Genomic DNA, 15,854 nt, shown 5'->3' with positions numbered 1-15,854 from the left:
TACGGAAGGCGCATGCCGCGGATCCTCTATCTGCTGTTCTCCTTCGGCGCCGGCGTGCAGGGCGGCCACAAGATGATCCTGCGGCACGCCGAGACCGCGCGGGACCTGGGCTTCGACGCCTATGTCTACCTGGGCCGGGGCAGCACCATGCCCCCGTGGTTCGAGAACCGCGCGCCGGTGGAGGCCGCCACCCGGGTGCTGGACGACGACATCCTGGTGGCCCCCGATGACGGACCCGAGACCCTGTCCATCGCCGCGCAGCGCGGGCTGCGCACGATCGTGCTGAGCCAGAACCCGTACTACTTCGGCGCGACGGGGCTGACGCGGATGCACGAGTTCCCGGCCGAGCGCCTGCCGGCGTTCATGGCTGTGGCGCCGAGGCTCGCCGCCACGCTGCGCCGGCTCTATCCCCAGGTCAGCGTCGACGTGGTCCCGGCCTTCTGCGACGAGCGGATCTTCCGGCCGGGCGAGAAGCAGGCGGCGATCGCCTATTCGCCGAAGAAGCGCACCATCGAGGCCGCCGCGACCCGCGGCTTCTTCCAGCAGCTGCATCCGCAGCATGCGGGACTGGCGTGGCGCGAGATCCGTGAGATGACCGAACGCCAGACCGCCGACGTGCTCGCGGGCTCGTCGCTGTACCTGAGCCTGAACCGCATGGAGTCGCTGGGGATCACCACGCTGGAGGCCATGGCGAGCGGCTGCGTCTGCGCCGGCTTCACCGGCATCGGCGGGGACGAATACGCGACCCCCGACAACGGCTTCTGGGTGCGCGACGACGACTGCGAGGCGGCGGCGGACGCGCTGGCGGAAGCGGCGGACGTGGTGGCGGCCGGCGGGCCGCGGCTGAAGCGGATGCAGGAGGCCGGGTTCGAGACCGCGCGGGCGTGGTCGTACGTGCGCTTCCGGCAGGCGCTGGAGGCGGCGCTGACGAAGCTGACGCCGGAGCTGCGGCTGAAGGACGGGCCGCTCGATGCGGGGGCGGCGGCATGAGCCTCACCGCCGACGTCGCGCGCCGGGTGCGCGGCTGGGTGGAGGCCTGGCCCGCGCAGCCCGACGGCAACATGCTCTACCGCATCCTGCGGTTCATGGCGCAGTGGCGCTCGCTGATGCTCTCCAACACCTACCAGAACATGGAGGGCCTGAAGGTCTGGGGCGGGCCGTTCGCGGGCATGGAGTACCTGACGTCGGCCACTGAGGGCGCGCTGATGCCGCGCCTGCTCGGGACCTATGAGTCCGAGCTTCATCCGCACCTGCTGGCGCTGCTCGACGAGGGCGTGGACGTCATCGTCGATGTGGGCTGCGCGGAGGGCTACTACGCCGTGGGCCTGGCGCGGCTGGCCCCGACGGTGTCCGTGCATGCGCGCGACATCGAGGAAAAGGCGCAGGCCGCCTGCCGGGCGCTGGCGGAGAAGAACGGCGTGGCCGACCGGGTGGTGGTCGGCGGCGAGTTCCGGCCCGAGGATTTCGAGAGCTTCGCGGGCAAGCGGGTGCTGGTGCTGGTGGACGCCGAGGGCGCCGAGCTGGACGTGCTGAGGCCGGAGCTCGCGCCGTCACTGGCCAGCATGTCGATCGTGGTGGAGACGCACGACGTCTATCGGCCGGGCGCGCTGGCGACACTGGTCGAACGCTTCTCGCCGACGCACGAGATCATCCGGGTGGACCAGCAGCCGAAGGTGTTCGAGGCGCCCGCCTGGATGGCCAATCTCGTCCACCTCGACCAGCTGCTCTGCGTCTGGGAATGGCGGCTGCAGCAGACGCCGTGGCTGGTGATGCGTCCGAAGGCAGAGACCTAGATGGCCAGCTACATTCCCGGCGTGCTCGTTGAATTCGGGTTCCGCAACAAGGCGGTGCGGTTCTTCGTGCGCAACCTGGCCGACGTCATCCAGAACGCGCACGCCAACGGCGCCTTCTACGAGCAGGACCACCTGGAGGTGATGGAAAAGCACCTCAAGCCCGGCGGGGTGTTCCTCGACGTGGGCGCCAACATCGGCAACCACTCGGTGTTCGTCGCCAAGTACTGCAAGCCGCGCGAGGTGATCCTCGTGGAGCCGAACCCCGAGGCGATCGTGCTCCTGCGGCTTAACCTGCTGCTGAACCGGCTGGAGCTGGACACCAAGCACGTGGGGGTGGGCCTGTCAGACCGCGAACAGACGGCGGAGCCCTCGGTGCCGGCGAACAACCTCGGCGGCACGAAGATGGTGCTCAAGCAGGACGGGCGGCTGAAGCTGGTCACCGGCGACAGCCTGTTCGCCGAGCGCCACATCGACTTCATCAAGATCGACGTGGAGGGCCAGGAGATGGCCGTGCTGGCGGGGCTGGAGAAGACCATCGCCAACTCGCGGCCCTCGATGTTCATCGAAGTGGACGAGGAGAACCGGGCGGCGTTCATCGCCTGGGTGGCCGACCACGACTACGAGGTGGCCCACGCCTTCCCGCGCTACCTGAACCAGAACTTCGTGGTCGTCCCAAAGGCGGGCTAGGCCGCCACCGGAGCGAGCTGCAGCCAGGCGGCCTGGACGCAGAGCTTGAAGTCCTCGCTCCACGGGGGGCCAAGCTCGGCGCCCATGAGCCGCAAGCGCGCGGCGAGCTGGTCGTGCGAGATCCGCAGGTGGTCGGCGGCGAGCGCGCCCAGCTCGCGCTCCACCACGCGGTGGACGGTGAGCTTCAGGGTCCCGCAGGCCTGCGCGATCACCTCGCGGGCGAAGGTCCCCTCGGCGGCGTGGATGCGCGAATGGGTGGAGAGGACGTCGTCGAGGCGCTCCGGCAGCTTGGCGGTGGACGCGGCGGTGACGGCGACGCGCACCGCGACGTCGCGCTTCTGCAGGTCCATCAGGAGCTGGCCGATCTCGCGGACGGCGGCCGCCTGCTGGGCGACCCGGGCCGCCTCGATCAGGGCCGGGGCTTCGCGCCAGTCGCTGTCGGCCGCGCGGTGATAGACGAAGCTCTCCTCCGGCTGCGCGAAGGTGATCCGCCGCCGCTCGATGACGCGCGGGGCCTCGGCCGGACCGGCCACCGCCGCGACGGCGGTCCAGTAGGTGTGGGGCCGAAAGCCCAGGACGGCGAAGGTCGGCATGGCGGGCATGATCCGCCTCCCCTGCTGCCAGCCGAGTGTCAGCATGGGACCGGCAAAGCGCAAGGGACGCCGGCGCGGGCTGCGCCGGCGCCCCCCTCAGTCGCCGAACGCCTCGCCGATGGACTCCTCGGCGGTCCGCAGGCGGTAGGCATTGCCGGTGAGCGCGTCGAGCGCCCGGTCGAGCTCCCACGAGGAGCGCCCGACGTGAACCCCCATCAGCGCCAACTCGGCGGCGATCGCCTCGCGCAGCGGCTCGGGCACGGGCGCGTTGTCGGCCATCCGCGCCTGCTCGAGACGCCACCCGAAGATGGCGTCGCGGGTGACCTCGACGATCGCCCCTGGCGCCTCCGTCCACTCGTAGTGGGCCGACCAGCCGGAGGCAGCGTGCGGGATCTGGTCCCTGAGGCAGTTGCGGTAGCGCTGCGCCGCCGCCCGCATCGCCGCCTTCGTGGCGAGCGGCGCGAGGCGAGGCGTCCCCGAGTGCGGCGGCGCGGCGGGCTCCGGATAGAGGTCGTCACGGACGATCTCAACGAGCCGCGCCGCCGAACCGGCGCGCACCCAGCGCTGCGCCGCAGCGTCCGCCGCAGCCGCGCCCGAACGCATGCGCAGCGCCTCATAGGCGTCGCGCAGCACCCGGGCCGCGTCGCTGGAGACGGCGATCTCCAGCGGCACGCCCTGGGACATGGCCGCCGGCAGCTCCGCCATCCGGCGCACCGCCTCGGCCTCGATGACCTCGGCGTGGCGCAGCATCTTGGCCGCCCTGGGCTCGGCCAGCAGGTCGAGCAGCTTGGCGTAGGCGTCGGCCGGCCAAGCGACGTCGCCCATCCGGGTCAGCGCGCGCGGCAAGCCGTGGGGCGTGGCGCCCAGCGCTGCGGGGATGGCGTGCTTCAGGCGTACGCCCAGCAGGGCGTCGGCCAGCGCGGCCACGTCGCGGCCGAACGCCAGCGCCATGCACAGCAGGTGCCGGCGCGGCGCCGGCGCGGTGACGAAGGCGGTGTGCGGCGCGGGCCAGAGCGCTGCGATGCGCCCGGCGAACTCGCCGGCCACCAGCTTCAGCAGCGACGTGGGCTCCGCCTTGGCCGGGACAAGGGGCGCGCCTGCGGTCTTGATCAACATGTCTGGCTCCCTTTGTTGGAGGCGGCGCGCGGCGCCTCCATCGGGAGCGTTCGCGCGGTCTAGAGGCGGGGTGAGGGGCGCACGCCCGGCCAATCTCGGGTGCGCGCGCAAGCGGGGCCGCAGAAGCGGTCCTGGCTTGAATTGGCGGCGCACATCGACATTCGACGACCTTTGGTTGGCGAAGGCGCGCCGTGTCTCATGAGGCGGGGCTGAGGCTCAAGCGGCAGTTGCGCGGGCGGCGAAGCTTTGCGCCGGCTGTGGCGCGCGGGCCACGCTGCGGGTTGCGGGCCGGCCCGCGCTGTGACAGGTCGAAAGGACCTTCGGGGGACTGCCGATGACCGACACCCAGCCCGCTTCCGTCTATGACCTGGCGCACGACGAGGCGCCGGAGAGCCTGGCGACCTTCGCCATCCTGGTGGACAACGAGCCGGGGGTGCTGCACCGGCTAGTCGGGCTGTTCGCCGCGCGGGGCTACAACATCGAGAGCCTGACGGTCGCCGAGACGGACCGCAACGCCCACACCAGCCGCGTCACGATCGTCACCCGCGGCACGCCGCAGGTGCTGTCGCAGATCGAGGCGCAGCTGGAGAAGATGGTCTCCACGCGCCACGTGCAGGATGTGACCAAGGACCCCAACGGCCTGGAGCGCGAGCTCGCCCTGGTGAAGGTGAAGGGGACCGGCCACGAGCGGGTCGAGGCGCTGCGCGTCTCCGACATCTTCCGGGCGAAGGTGATCGACACCACGCACGAGAGCTTCGTCTTCGAGGTGACCGGCGCCTCGGCCAAGATCGACCGCTTCATCGAGCTGATGCGCCCGCTGGGCCTGGTGGAGGTCTCGCGCACCGGCGTGCTCTCCATCCAGCGCGGCGTGGAGGTCCTCTAGGCGGAACAGGCGCGCGCCTGCGGCTATTGTAGCCATGGGGACGCGACGCCGTCGGAGCCTGAGGTTGCCCCCTGCCCGCCTGATCCTCTCCGTCCTGATGCTCGCCTGCCTGGCGGCGCCCGCACAGGCGCAGGTCTTCGGCCGCCGCGCGCCTAGCGGTCCGGTCGCGCCGCCGCCGGAAGGCACGCCCCCCTACGAGGCGGAGATCTGGCCGTTCCCGCCGCCGGACCCGAAGAGCTGGTGGGACGACAAGTGGCCCACGCCGCCCGAGGCGGCCGACCCGTTGGGCGGGCGCAGGCTCTACCGCGGCGAGCGGCTGCCGGTGATCGACAATGGGATCGACGCCTCGACCTACCGCCTGTGGGGGCTGATGCCCCTGCAGTGGCAGATGGTGCGCGAGGGCGAGATGATCCTGGAGGTCTGGGTGCGCCCCGCCCGCAGCGTCCGGCAGACGGTGGTGCGGGTGACGGTGCGCCGCGACGGCGAGGCGTTCGTCAACGCCCGCGCCGGGCTCGCCTGCTGCGAGGCCGGGATCGGCCGCCGCCTCGGCTTCGACCGCCAGTTGCCGGCCGGCTCGGCGCAGCGGTTCCTGGCGCTGCGGACCCACGCCATGTGGAGCTCGCCGCGCGAGGTGCGGGTGGACGAGGGCGGCGGGGCCAGCGAGGCGGTCTGCGTCGACGGCACCTCCTATGACCTGACGCTGCTGGTCCCCGGGCGCTCGCGCTCGCTGCGGCGGGCGTGCGACAGCGCCGAGATCGGCGAGGTCGCCGACGCCATCGAACCGCTGCTTCAGGCCGCCATCGGACACGATCCGCGGTTCGACGTGATCTTCCCTGGCGGGGTGAGCTACGCCTCGGCCAGAGGAGCCTACCAGGACCTGATCGCTGGCGGCGGCCGGCTAAAGGCGGACCCCAATGCGCGGCCGCAGCCGCCGGGCTTCGAGCCGGCGCCGGAGCCCGCCGAGGCTACGCCGCCTGCGCCCGCATCGCCGCGATGACCTTCGGCTTCACCACCGCACGCACGCTCGCGTAGGTGATGGCGAACAGGACGAGCTTCGAGCCGAGCGGGAATGTCGCCTTGTAGAGCGGCCAGTGCTCCGGGAGCCAGACGGCGACCGCGAGGTTAAGGGCGGCGGTGAGCGCGAAGAGGCCCGACCAGACGTAGCCGAAGGCGATCATCGCGCCATCTCCATGCCCGGCCGCGATCGGCGGCATGTAGCGCAGCATCCAGCCGCGCTTGAGGGTGACCACGGCGAGGATCACGTAGAACACCGACGGCTTGGCCATGAGGAAGCGGATGTCGTGCAGGTAGAGGCCGGCGACGCCGAACGCGAGCACGAGGCCCAGGCTCGCCCACTGCAGGGGCGCGATTGGCTTCTTCAGCACCGTCCAGAGCGCCATGTGCGCGAACCCCAGCGCCATGGCGGCGAGGGTCGCGACGGTGGCGCCGGCGCCGGCGACCACAAGGGCGGCGAAGAAGAGGCTAGAGGCGAGGTCGTTGACCAGCGGGCGGGCCGCGTAAGCGAGGTATTTCATGGGCTTGCCTGAGGAGTGAGGTTGAGCCCCAAGGCTATCGGGCCGGCGGGAAGGCCGTGAGACCGGAGCGCGAAAACCGCGCGGCGGCTCGCGCAAAACAGCTGTCCGTTGGCGCTTCGCCGGCGGCGGGTGCGACGCCGGCGGTCTTTAAATCCTAACCCTCGGCCCCTATATTCGTCCCGTCGGGTTCGCCCGACTATGGAGATAAACGCGCACGTAATAAGCGGACTGGACCCGGGTGCGATTCCCGGCGGCTCCACCAATCTTCTTCCGGGTTATCGCCGGGAAGCGAGGGGCCGATCAGCATCGACAGACGTGTAAAGGTGTTGCTTTCTCTCGGCCTGACCCACCGCTCCGGGTCTTTAAACTAAATGCGAACGATAACTTCGCTGAGGAAGTTCGCCTGGCCGCGTAAGCGGTCCGGTAACATCCGAACCAAGTCCTAGGGGTTCAGATCCCTAGGCGGGGCTCGGAGGGCGCCTGCCAACAGAAGCCCTCCACCGAATTCGAAGGGGCGGTCCGCAAGGGCCGCCCTTTTCCGTTGTTGCGGTGCGGAGTCGCCTTGCGCGCGCCTGCGCAGCCGCTACCTTTCGCCCACGCGTATTTCGGAGCTTCCATGGCGCAGGACCCGCCGGCCCAGGACTTGATGCACTACGAAGCCATGGCGCAGGACGCGCTGCGCGGGGTGGTCAAGGCTGCGCTGAAGCGCGCGGCGGCGCCGGACGGCCTGCCCGGGGCGCATCACTTCTACATCACCTTCAAGACCGAGGCGCCGGGCGTCTCGGCGCCGCCGGACCTGCTGTCGAAATACCCGGACGAGATGACCATCGTCCTGCAGCACCAGTACTGGGACCTCGCGCCGGGCGAGACCTTCTTCTCGGTGACCCTGCAGTTCGGCGGGCAGCCGAAGCGGCTGTCCATCCCCTACGCGGCCGTGACGCGCTTCTACGACCCGTCGGTGCAGTTCCTGCTGCAGTTCGAGCCACCGCAGCCCGCCGAACCGCCCAAGGGCCTGCCGGCGCCGCCTACCGAGCCCGCCGCGGAGGCTGCGCCGGCCAAGCCCGCCGAGGGCGAGGCGAAGATCGTCTCCCTCGACCAGTTCCGGAAGAAGTGACGTCCTCGATGAGTGAATCCGCCGCGCCGGAGCCCCTGACCGACGACGACATCCTGCAGCGGTTCCTCAGGACCAAGAACCAGCCCACCGGCTCGCAGACCCTGGGCTTCCGGATGGTCTCGGTCAGCCAGGCCGAGAAAACCGTCGAGGTCGAGTTCGAGGCCAAGCCCGAGTTCCTGCTCAACCCGATGAAGCAGATCCAGGGCGGCTACCTCTGCGCGATGCTCGACGAGTGCATGAGCGTGGCCTGCATGGTCGCCTCGGGCATGACCCACGTGGCGCCGACGGCGGAGATGAAGACCACCTTCTTCCGGCCGGGTATGCCCGGGAAGATCCGCGGGGTCGGCCGGGTGGTGCGCTGGGGCAGCCGGATCGCCTTCACCGAGGGCGAGCTCTTCGATCCGGAGGGCCGTACGCTCGCCAAGGCGACGGGCACGGCGATCCCCACGCCGTTCTCCAGCTACAAGGGCAAGTAGATGGTCAGGCGGCTCGCGGCGCTGGTCCTGGGGCTCTGGCTGGCCGCAGCACTGCCCGCCGCCGCCGGTCCGTTCGAGGACTGGGCCGCGGTGGTGGTGGCCGGCGACTTCCGGGCCCACAACGGCAAGCCCAGCGAGACCTTCGACAATGCGCGGCGCGACGTGTCTGCGGCGCTCACCCGCGTGGGTTTCAAGGCCGATAACCTGCGGCAGTTCTCGGTGAGGCCGGAGCGCTACAAGGACACCAACCCGGCCAAGTCGGAGGCGCAGGGCGTCTACACGACGCTGAAGGACCTCACCACCAAGACCGCCGGCGGGTGCCTGGCCTACTTCACCTCGCACGGCACGCCGCAGGGCATGGTGATGGACGAGCGGATGCTGGCGCCAGGCGTGCTGGCGCAGATCCTCGACCGCACCTGCGGCGAGCGGCCGACGGTGGTGGTGATCTCGGCCTGCTTCTCGGGCGTGTTCGTCCCCGCCCTGGCCGCCAGCAACCGGATGGTGCTGACGGCGGCGAGGCCCGACCGCTCCTCGTTCGGCTGCGGCGAGAGCGACAAGTATCCGTATTTCGACGAGTGCTTCCTGCAGTCGATCGAGGGCGCGGCCGACTTCCCGGCGCTGGCGGCGACGGTGCAGACCTGCGTGCGCGACCGCGAGCGGAAGGAAGGGATGAAGCCCGCGTCCGAGCCCCAGGTGTGGGTCGGTGCGGCCCTGAAGCCCCTGCTGCCGCTGTACGCCTTCGCACCGTCGGCGGTGCGACGAAACTGACTCTGCCGGGCGGCTTTGGGCGACTCAGCTAAGGCCCTACTAAGGGGTCCTTAAGTCCTTCAAATCCATCGCGAGGCGGATCCCCTTCATGCGGTCCATCGTCCACGCCGCGGCCGCCGCCCTGGCGCTGCTGCTCGCCCCGGCTGCGGCCTACGCGCAGGATCCGCCCGAGGCTGCGCCCGCAGCGCCGGCCCCCGCCGTCGACCTGCCCGACCGGCCGATCCCCTACACCGTGGTGCGGCCTAAGAAGTCCACGCCGCGTCCGAAGTCGGCTGCGCCGAAGCGCGCAAGCTCGACCACGACCGCCGCCGCGACGCCCGGCGCGACCGGCCCGGTGGTCGCGGGCGCCGTCGCGAGCGTGGGCGGCTTGCCCACGACGGTCGCCGGCGCGCGGCTTACGTCGGGCCAGCCGCTGCCGCCCGCGGAGCTGGAGGCCTTCGTCGACGGCATGGTGCGCGACGCCATGGCCCGCGAGCACGTCGCCGGCGTCACGGTCAGCGTGGTTCAGAACGGCCAGGTGCTGCTGAAGAAGGGCTACGGCTTCGCGGGCCTGAAGCCGCAGCGCCCGGTGGACCCCGACCGCACCCTGTTCCGCATCGGCTCGATCTCGAAGACCTTCACCTGGATCGCCCTGATGAAGGAGGTCGAGGCCGGCCGCATCCGGCTCGACGCACCGGTCAACCTGTACCTGCCCGAGAAGGTGCGCGTGCGCGACCAGGGCTATTCCGAGGACGTGCTGGTCCGCCACCTGATGGATCATTCCCCGGGGTTCGAGGACCGCGCGCTCGGCCACCTGTTCGAGGGCAACTACAACCGGGTCCGACCGATGGACCTCTACCTGCGCCAGGAACGGCCGAAGCGCGTGCGTACTCCGGGCCGCGTGTCGAGCTACTCCAACTATGGCGTCGCCCTGGCGGGCCAGGCGGTCTCCTACGTCACCGGCCGCCCCTTCGAGCGGCACATCGAGGAGCAGATCCTCGTGCCTCTGGGCCTGGGCCACACCACCTTCCGGGAGCCGCATGCGTCGCGGCGCGGCCTGCCCGGCCCAGCGCCGGCGTCGATCGCCGGCGACTTCTCCGACGCCTACCGCTGGAACGGCACGCGCTACGAGAAGCGCGGGTTCGAGTACATCGGCCACATCGCGCCCGCGGGCTCGGCGTCCTCGAGCGCTGGCGACATGGCGCGCTACATGATCATGCTGCTGAACAACGGGCAGCTGAACGGCGTCACCGTCTTCGGGCCCCGCGCGGCGCAGGCGTTCCGCACGCCGCTGCGGCCAACGCCCAACGGCATCAACGGCTGGGCGCACGGGTTCATGGTCTATGACCTGCCCGGCGGCTACCGTGGCTACGGCCATGGCGGCGCGACCATCTTCTTCCACTCCAACATGGTGGTGGTGCCGCAGCTGAACCTGGGGATCTTCGTCTCGACCAACACCGAAAGCGGCTCAGCGCTCGCCTCGCGTTTCCCCGACCGGCTGATCCGCCAGTTCTACGCCGCGCCCCTGCTCTACCCGCGCGAAGGCTCGGCCGAGCTGGCGCGCATGAGCGGCGCCTTCGACGGCGAGTTCCTCACCACGCGGCGCGCCTATTCGGGGCTGGAGGGCCTGGTCACCTCGCTGACCGGCGGCACGAGCGTCAGCGTCTCGCCGGCGGGCCTGCTGGTGACCGACAGCTTCGGCTCGACGCGGGCCTGGGTACCGGAAGGCGACCCCTCCGAGGGCCGGTTCATCGCCGTGGACGGTGACCAGCGGATGGCGTTCGCCATGCGCGACGGCCGCGCGGTCTCCATGGAGCCGTCGAACGGGGCCAGCCTCAACGTGCGCACCTCGTTCCTGCGCCAGCCGGGCCTGCTGGGCCTGCTAGCGGCGCTGACGGCGGCGGCGGCGATCGCCACCCTGGTGGGCATCTTCCTGCGCAACCGGCGGGAGTTCCGCGAGAACCAGGTGCAGGCCCGCGCGGCGCTCCTGCAGAACATCCAGGCCGGGCTGTGGCTCGCCGCCCTGGCGCTGTTCGGCTTCTGGCTCACCAAGACCGGCGACATCTCGCAGATCATGTACCGGTGGCCCGGCGCGATCCTGATCACCGCCTCGGCCTGCGCCTTCGTGGCCGCCTTCCTGACCATCGCCACCCTGGTGGCCCTGCCCGCGATCTGGCGCGGCGGGCGGCGCGTGGACAGCTGGACACCGCTGCGCAAGACCTTCTTCACGGTGACGGTGCTGGTCTATTCCGCCTTCACGGTGGTGGCCTTCACCTGGGGCGCGCTCACGCCCTGGAGCGGGTGAGCCGTCACGGGCCCCGCGAGGGCCGCAGCACGAGCATGAGGTAGCCGAAGGCGTCGGCGTGGCGGCGGTAGCAGTCGATCTCGAACTGCGCCGCGTCCACGACGCCACTGGCGACCTCGTCCGAACCGTAGCGGGGCCTCAGCTCCGCTATACGCGCCTCGAGCGGGCCGTAGTAGTTCGTCCACCAGGCCTCCTCCGAGAGCACGAAGTCCCCGACGACCTCGTATCCCTCCGCCCGGGCGATGATGCGTACGCCCTCCACGTCCGTCATCGCCGGGTATTCCGCCCAGTTGGCGGCGGCATCGGGTGGACGCTTCGGCTTGAGCCAGACGGGCTCGCTGAGGACCAGGTACCCGCCCGGCTTGAGCAACGGCTTCCAGGCCACGAGCGCGCGCGGCAGGCCGACGATGTAGGCGGCGCCCTCGCACCAGAAGAGGTCGAAACTCTCCGGCTTGAACGACAGACGGCGCATGTCGCCGCGCATCGTCCGGATGCGGCCGGACAGCCCCGCGCCCGCGGCGCGCCGGTCCAGGTCCCGCAGGAAAGGCGGGTGCATGTCTAGCGCCGTGATACGGGCCCGGGGCAGGAACTCGGCCAAATCCATCGTCTGGCCGCCCGGACCGCAGGCGATGTCGAGCACCGCCGGCTCACCGGGCAGGTCCGCGATCAGCCCGAGGGCCCGGCCCACGGTGGCGCGGTCGCCAGGGCCCTCGCGCGGCAGTTCGCTGTGAAGATCGAAGAAGACGGCGCGCTGCACGGGGTCGCTGAAGTCCATGCGCCTCTGCCGACCGCTCCCGACCTGAGTTGTCCACAGGTCCTTAAACTCCCCGTTTACCATGGACTGGGTAAATCCTGCCTAGCGGCGGGGCGAATCTGACATCGCGCACACGCCGTCTCGAGAGTTGGGGAAGGGACGCCCGCGTTGAACCAGCTTATGGCGGCGCTTCAGCGGTTCGGCATCGGGAGGCTGGCCGCCATCCTGGGCATCGCGGCCGGCGTCGCCGCGGTGCTCATCGCGCTGACCATGAACCTCGGCGAGCCGAAGGCGCTGCTCTATTCCAACCTGGACCTGAAGGAAGCCGGCTCGATCACCGCCGCCCTCGACCAGGCCGGCGTGAAGTACGAGGTGAAGGGCGATGGCTCGACCATCATGGTGCCGCGCGACGAGGTCGCCTCCACGCGGCTGATGCTGTCGTCCAAGGGCCTGCCGACCCAGGGCTCGGTAGGCTACGAGATCTTCGACCAGTCGAACGCGCTGGGGCAGACCGACTTCGTCCAGCAGCTGAACCGCCAGCGCGCCCTGGAGGGCGAGCTCGCCCGCACCATCCGCAGTCTCGACGGCATCACCTCGGCCCGCGTGCACCTGGTGCTGCCGAAGCGCCAGCTGTTCGAGGACGAGGGCGAGCAGCCCTCCGCGGCCGTGACGATCGGGGTCGGCGGCCGCGAGCCCTCGGCCGACCAGGTCCGCGCGATGCAGAACCTGGTGGCGGGCTCGGTCCCGAACCTGAAGCCCGACCGCGTCACGGTCGTCGACCAGCACGCCAAGACGCTCTCGGGCGGCGACACCGGCATGGCCGCCGAGGCCGACGGGCGCAAGTCCGAGGTCGAACAGCGCATCGCCAAGCAGGTGAAGACCATGGTCGAGGGCGTGGTCGGCGCCGGCAAGGCGCGGGTGAACGTCACCGCCGACCTCGAGCTCGCCCGGGTCACCGTGCAGCAGGAGACCTACGACCCCGACGGGCAGGTGATCCGCTCGGAATCCACCACGGACGAGAACGCCACCGAGAACGCCGCGAACGCGTCCGGCGAGGTCTCGGCGGCGGCCAACATCCCGGGCGGCGGCGCGACCGACGAGAGCCGCGACTCCTCGCGCAGCGGCCGCCAGGAATCGACCACCAACTATGAGATCTCCAAGACCGTCCGCACGGAGCAGATCGAGCCCGGCCAAGTGAAGCGCCTGTCGGTGGCCGTCGCCGTCGACGGGGTCGTGGCGCCCGGCGCGGGCGGCAAGCCCGGGGCGTACACGCCCCGCTCCGCCCAGGAGATGCAGCAGATCGAGCAGCTGGTCCGCACCGCCGTCGGCTTCAACCAGGAGCGCGGCGACCAGGTTTCGGTGGTGAACGTGCGCTTCCCCTCCTCGGCCGACCCGAACGGCGTGGAGGCCGCCAACCCGCTGATGGGCTTCGACAAGAACGACATCATGCGCGCGGTGGAGATCGGCGTCATGGCGATCGTCGGCCTATTGATGATGCTGTTCATCGTGCGGCCGCTGCTGAAGGGCGCCATGGGCGGCGGCGGCGGCGGACAGCCGATGATGATCGGCGGCCCGCAGGTCACCCAGGTGATCACCGCGGCCGACGGCCAGCAGATGCAGATCGCCGTCGACCCGAACAGCGGCCAGAACCTGGCCCTGCCTAGCCCGGCCGGCGAGCTGGACCACAAGATCGACATCGCCCGGATCGAGGGCCAGGTGAAGGCCTCCTCGATCAAGCGCGTGTCCGAGTTCGTCGAGAAGCATCCGGAGGAGTCGGTCTCCATCCTCCGCAGCTGGCTGCATGAGACCTCCTGATGGCCAAGAAGCCCAAGAGCGTCCCCAGCGCCGACGTCCTCTCCGGTCCGGAGAAGGCCGCCGTGGTCCTGCTCGCGCTCGGCGAGGAGCACGCCAACGTCTGGGCCTCGCTGGACGAGGACGAGATCAAGGAAGTCTCCCAGGCGATGGCGGGGCTGGGCACCGTCTCGGCACAGGTGGTCGAGGACCTGCTGGTGGAGTTCGTCTCCGGGCTCTCGGGCGCGGGCTCGGTCATGGGCTCGTTCGAGCAGACCCAGAAGCTGCTCGCCTCGATCATGCCGGGCGACAAGGTCGACGCCCTGATGGAGGAGATCCGCGGGCCGGCCGGGCGGACCATGTGGGACAAGCTCGGCAACGTAAACGAGGCCGTGCTCGCCAACTACCTGAAGAACGAATACCCGCAGACGGTCGCGGTGGTGCTCTCGAAGATCAAGTCCGAGCATGCCGCGCGCGTGCTGGCCGCCCTGCCCGAGGACTTCGCGCTGGAATGCGTGACCCGCATGCTGCGCATGGAGCCCGTGCAGCGGGAGATCCTCGACAAGATCGAGCAGACCCTGCGGACCGAGTTCATGTCGAACCTGGCGCGCACCTCCAAGCGCGACAGCCACGAGATGATGGCCGACATCTTCAACGCCTTCGACCGGCAGACCGAGGCGCGGTTCATCACCGCGCTGGAGGAGCGCAACCGCGAGGCGGCCGAGCGCATCCGGGCGCTGATGTTCGTGTTCGAGGACCTGTCGAAGCTCGATCCGGGCGGCGTCCAGACCCTGCTGCGCGGGGTGGACAAGGACCAGCTGGCGCTCGCCATGAAGGGCGCTTCCGACGGCCTGCGCGAGATGTTCTTCTCCAACATGTCCGAACGCGCCTCCAAGATCATGCGCGAGGACATGGAGAGCATGGGCCCGGTACGCCTGCGTGACGTGGACCAGGCGCAGATGGCGATGGTGCAGGTCGCCAAGGACCTGGCCGCCAAGGGCGAGATCATGCTGGCCGGCAACGGCGGCGACGACGAGCTCGTCTACTGATGTCGGACCTGCGGAAATTCGCCTTCGACACCGAGTTCGACGCCCGCGGCGGCGTGGCCTTCCAGCCGCCGCGCCCGAAGCGGGCGTTCACGCCCGAAGAGGTCGAGCAGATCAAGGCGCAAGCCTACGCCGAGGGCGAGCGGGCGGGGCTGTCCAGCGTCCAGGCCGAGCAGTCGCGCGCGCTGGCGCAGGTCGCCGCGGTGTGCGGCCAGGCCCTGCCGAAGCTGGCCGAGGTGGCGCACGAGCACCGCGAGACCTCGGCGCGCCTGGCGCTGGCCTGCGGCCGGGCGATCGCCGCGGCCGCCCTCGACCGCTTCCCCGAGGCGCCGGTGAAGGCGGCCATCGAGGCGCTGGCCCGGGAGATCGAGTCCGCGCCGCGGCTGGTGGTCAACGCCGCCCCTGACAGGGCCGCCAGCCTGCAGGGCGTGCTGGAGCAGACCGCCCAGTCGATCGGCTTCGGCGGCGCGATCCAGGTGAAGGCCGACGCCTCTCGCAGCGCGCTGGCCTTCACCCTCGACTTCGGCGACGGCTCGGCGGCCTTCGACCCCGAGGCGGCCGCGCAACGTGTGGCGGAAGCCCTGGAGGCGGCGCTGGCCGCCGAAGGCTTGCACGCCGAACCCCTCATTCCCGGAAGCGAAGGCTAGGCCATGTCGGAATCCGACAACGAGATGAAGCTCGACGAATTCGCCCCCGGCGAAGGGCCGCTGCCCGAGGTGACCGACGAGGAGAAGACCGCGGGCGACCTCGCCCCGGTGTTCGACGTGCCGGTGAGCATCTCCGCGGTGCTGGGCCGCGCCAGCCTCTCGGTCGCCCAGCTGCTGCAGCTCGCCCAGGGCTCGGTGCTGGAGCTGGACCGCAAGGTCGGCGAGGCGATCGACATCTATGTGAACAACCGCCTGGTGGCGCGCGGCGAGGTCGTGATCGTCGACGAGCGGCTGGGCGTGACCATGACGGAAATCATCAAGGACGGCGACGCGGCGGCCTGAGGCCGGCGCGGGAAGGACGTAAGGA

Annotated in this window: 17 protein-coding genes and 1 other RNA gene; 14 read left to right on the top strand and 4 right to left on the bottom strand. The window is 70.6% G+C overall.

The window, feature by feature from the left end; all coding sequences use genetic code 11:
- Positions 1 to 12 precede the first annotated feature (12 nt).
- From VIL76_RS18180 to VIL76_RS18170, 3 genes are read left to right on the top strand one after another with little or no spacing between them, the layout of a single operon-like run.
- Complete coding sequence (locus tag VIL76_RS18180; protein ID WP_332046455.1) at positions 13 to 990, top strand: glycosyltransferase; 978 nt, start codon at positions 13 to 15, stop codon at positions 988 to 990.
- Positions 987 to 1,793, top strand: a complete 807-nt coding sequence (locus VIL76_RS18175) for a hypothetical protein (RefSeq protein ID WP_332046454.1) — start codon at positions 987 to 989, stop codon at positions 1,791 to 1,793. Before VIL76_RS18180 ends, VIL76_RS18175 begins: the two co-directional genes overlap by 4 nt.
- Entirely contained in the window at positions 1,794 to 2,480 is a 687-nt protein-coding gene (locus VIL76_RS18170) for an FkbM family methyltransferase (RefSeq protein WP_332046453.1), read from the top strand.
- Here the strand turns inward: VIL76_RS18170 and VIL76_RS18165 are convergent.
- Both VIL76_RS18165 and VIL76_RS18160 read right to left on the bottom strand, forming a co-directional pair.
- The gene (locus VIL76_RS18165; RefSeq protein ID WP_332046452.1) at positions 2,477 to 3,082 is read right to left on the bottom strand and encodes a hypothetical protein; all 606 of its coding nucleotides are present in this window, start codon (positions 3,080 to 3,082) and stop codon (positions 2,477 to 2,479) included. The two genes, VIL76_RS18170 and VIL76_RS18165, sit on opposite strands and share 4 nt — an antisense overlap.
- Positions 3,083 to 3,169: 87 nt before the next feature.
- On the bottom strand, positions 3,170 to 4,189 hold the full coding sequence (locus tag VIL76_RS18160) for a hypothetical protein (protein ID WP_332046451.1): 1,020 nt from the start codon (positions 4,187 to 4,189) through the stop codon (positions 3,170 to 3,172).
- Between the two features lie 334 nt (positions 4,190 to 4,523).
- On the opposite strand from VIL76_RS18160, the gene ilvN reads away from it, so the two are divergent.
- Positions 4,524 to 5,072, top strand: a complete 549-nt coding sequence (gene ilvN, locus VIL76_RS18155) for an acetolactate synthase small subunit (RefSeq protein WP_332046450.1) — start codon at positions 4,524 to 4,526, stop codon at positions 5,070 to 5,072.
- A 64-nt stretch (positions 5,073 to 5,136) separates the two neighbouring features.
- Positions 5,137 to 6,069, top strand: a complete 933-nt coding sequence (locus VIL76_RS18150; RefSeq protein WP_332046449.1) for a hypothetical protein — start codon at positions 5,137 to 5,139, stop codon at positions 6,067 to 6,069.
- On the opposite strand, the gene VIL76_RS18145 is transcribed toward VIL76_RS18150, so the two are convergent.
- Entirely contained in the window at positions 6,038 to 6,607 is a 570-nt protein-coding gene (locus VIL76_RS18145; protein WP_332046448.1) for a septation protein IspZ, read from the bottom strand. The two genes, VIL76_RS18150 and VIL76_RS18145, sit on opposite strands and share 32 nt — an antisense overlap.
- A 142-nt stretch (positions 6,608 to 6,749) precedes the next feature.
- Here VIL76_RS18145 and ssrA point away from each other — a divergent pair.
- From ssrA to VIL76_RS18120, 5 genes are all read left to right on the top strand, one after another.
- Positions 6,750 to 7,109: a transfer-messenger RNA gene (gene ssrA, locus VIL76_RS18140) on the top strand.
- 114 nt (positions 7,110 to 7,223) lie between these two features.
- The gene (locus tag VIL76_RS18135) at positions 7,224 to 7,721 is read left to right on the top strand and encodes an SspB family protein (protein ID WP_332046447.1); all 498 of its coding nucleotides are present in this window, start codon (positions 7,224 to 7,226) and stop codon (positions 7,719 to 7,721) included.
- 8 nt (positions 7,722 to 7,729) lie between these two features.
- Entirely contained in the window at positions 7,730 to 8,197 is a 468-nt protein-coding gene (locus VIL76_RS18130; RefSeq protein ID WP_332046446.1) for a PaaI family thioesterase, read from the top strand.
- Positions 8,198 to 8,965: a C13 family peptidase gene (locus VIL76_RS18125; protein WP_332046445.1), complete on the top strand. Its 768-nt coding sequence runs from the start codon at positions 8,198 to 8,200 to the stop codon at positions 8,963 to 8,965.
- Positions 8,966 to 9,053: 88 nt separating this feature from the next.
- Entirely contained in the window at positions 9,054 to 11,249 is a 2,196-nt protein-coding gene (locus tag VIL76_RS18120) for a serine hydrolase domain-containing protein (RefSeq protein ID WP_332046444.1), read from the top strand.
- A 4-nt stretch (positions 11,250 to 11,253) separates the two neighbouring features.
- On the opposite strand, the gene VIL76_RS18115 is transcribed toward VIL76_RS18120, so the two are convergent.
- Complete coding sequence (locus tag VIL76_RS18115) at positions 11,254 to 12,024, bottom strand: class I SAM-dependent methyltransferase (RefSeq protein ID WP_332046443.1); 771 nt, start codon at positions 12,022 to 12,024, stop codon at positions 11,254 to 11,256.
- 147 nt (positions 12,025 to 12,171) lie between these two features.
- Here VIL76_RS18115 and fliF point away from each other — a divergent pair, with 147 nt between their 5' ends.
- Genes fliF through fliN form a run of 4 tightly spaced genes read left to right on the top strand, consistent with a single transcriptional unit; the run spans position 12,172 to position 15,829 of the window.
- Entirely contained in the window at positions 12,172 to 13,818 is a 1,647-nt protein-coding gene (gene fliF / locus VIL76_RS18110) for a flagellar basal-body MS-ring/collar protein FliF (RefSeq protein ID WP_332046442.1), read from the top strand.
- Complete coding sequence (fliG, locus tag VIL76_RS18105) at positions 13,818 to 14,843, top strand: flagellar motor switch protein FliG (protein ID WP_332046441.1); 1,026 nt, start codon at positions 13,818 to 13,820, stop codon at positions 14,841 to 14,843. The genes fliF and fliG overlap by 1 nt, the downstream gene beginning before the upstream one ends.
- Complete coding sequence (locus VIL76_RS18100) at positions 14,843 to 15,487, top strand: flagellar assembly protein FliH (protein WP_332046440.1); 645 nt, start codon at positions 14,843 to 14,845, stop codon at positions 15,485 to 15,487. Before fliG ends, VIL76_RS18100 begins: the two co-directional genes overlap by 1 nt.
- 3 nt (positions 15,488 to 15,490) lie before the next feature.
- On the top strand, positions 15,491 to 15,829 hold the full coding sequence (gene fliN / locus VIL76_RS18095; protein WP_332046439.1) for a flagellar motor switch protein FliN: 339 nt from the start codon (positions 15,491 to 15,493) through the stop codon (positions 15,827 to 15,829).
- Positions 15,830 to 15,854 lie beyond the last annotated feature (25 nt).

The organism is Phenylobacterium sp., assembly GCF_036563285.1.
Taxonomy (GTDB): Bacteria; Pseudomonadota; Alphaproteobacteria; order Caulobacterales; family Caulobacteraceae; genus Phenylobacterium.
This window is presented reverse-complemented; position numbering and strand designations above follow the sequence as displayed.

Bases quoted from the DNA above. Each gene is read 5' to 3' on its own strand.
- VIL76_RS18180 (WP_332046455.1), top strand. From the start codon at position 13: ATGCCGCGGATCCTCTATCTGCTGTTCTCCTTCGGCGCCGGCGTGCAG.
- VIL76_RS18175 (WP_332046454.1), top strand. From the start codon at position 987: ATGAGCCTCACCGCCGACGTCGCGCGCCGGGTGCGCGGCTGGGTGGAG.
- VIL76_RS18170 (WP_332046453.1), top strand. From the start codon at position 1,794: ATGGCCAGCTACATTCCCGGCGTGCTCGTTGAATTCGGGTTCCGCAAC.
- VIL76_RS18165 (WP_332046452.1), bottom strand. From the start codon at position 3,082: ATGCCCGCCATGCCGACCTTCGCCGTCCTGGGCTTTCGGCCCCACACC.
- VIL76_RS18160 (WP_332046451.1), bottom strand. From the start codon at position 4,189: ATGTTGATCAAGACCGCAGGCGCGCCCCTTGTCCCGGCCAAGGCGGAG.
- ilvN (WP_332046450.1), top strand. From the start codon at position 4,524: ATGACCGACACCCAGCCCGCTTCCGTCTATGACCTGGCGCACGACGAG.
- VIL76_RS18145 (WP_332046448.1), bottom strand. From the start codon at position 6,607: ATGAAATACCTCGCTTACGCGGCCCGCCCGCTGGTCAACGACCTCGCC.
- VIL76_RS18135 (WP_332046447.1), top strand. From the start codon at position 7,224: ATGGCGCAGGACCCGCCGGCCCAGGACTTGATGCACTACGAAGCCATG.
- VIL76_RS18130 (WP_332046446.1), top strand. From the start codon at position 7,730: ATGAGTGAATCCGCCGCGCCGGAGCCCCTGACCGACGACGACATCCTG.
- VIL76_RS18125 (WP_332046445.1), top strand. From the start codon at position 8,198: ATGGTCAGGCGGCTCGCGGCGCTGGTCCTGGGGCTCTGGCTGGCCGCA.
- VIL76_RS18120 (WP_332046444.1), top strand. From the start codon at position 9,054: ATGCGGTCCATCGTCCACGCCGCGGCCGCCGCCCTGGCGCTGCTGCTC.
- VIL76_RS18115 (WP_332046443.1), bottom strand. From the start codon at position 12,024: ATGGACTTCAGCGACCCCGTGCAGCGCGCCGTCTTCTTCGATCTTCAC.
- fliG (WP_332046441.1), top strand. From the start codon at position 13,818: ATGGCCAAGAAGCCCAAGAGCGTCCCCAGCGCCGACGTCCTCTCCGGT.
- VIL76_RS18100 (WP_332046440.1), top strand. From the start codon at position 14,843: ATGTCGGACCTGCGGAAATTCGCCTTCGACACCGAGTTCGACGCCCGC.
- fliN (WP_332046439.1), top strand. From the start codon at position 15,491: ATGTCGGAATCCGACAACGAGATGAAGCTCGACGAATTCGCCCCCGGC.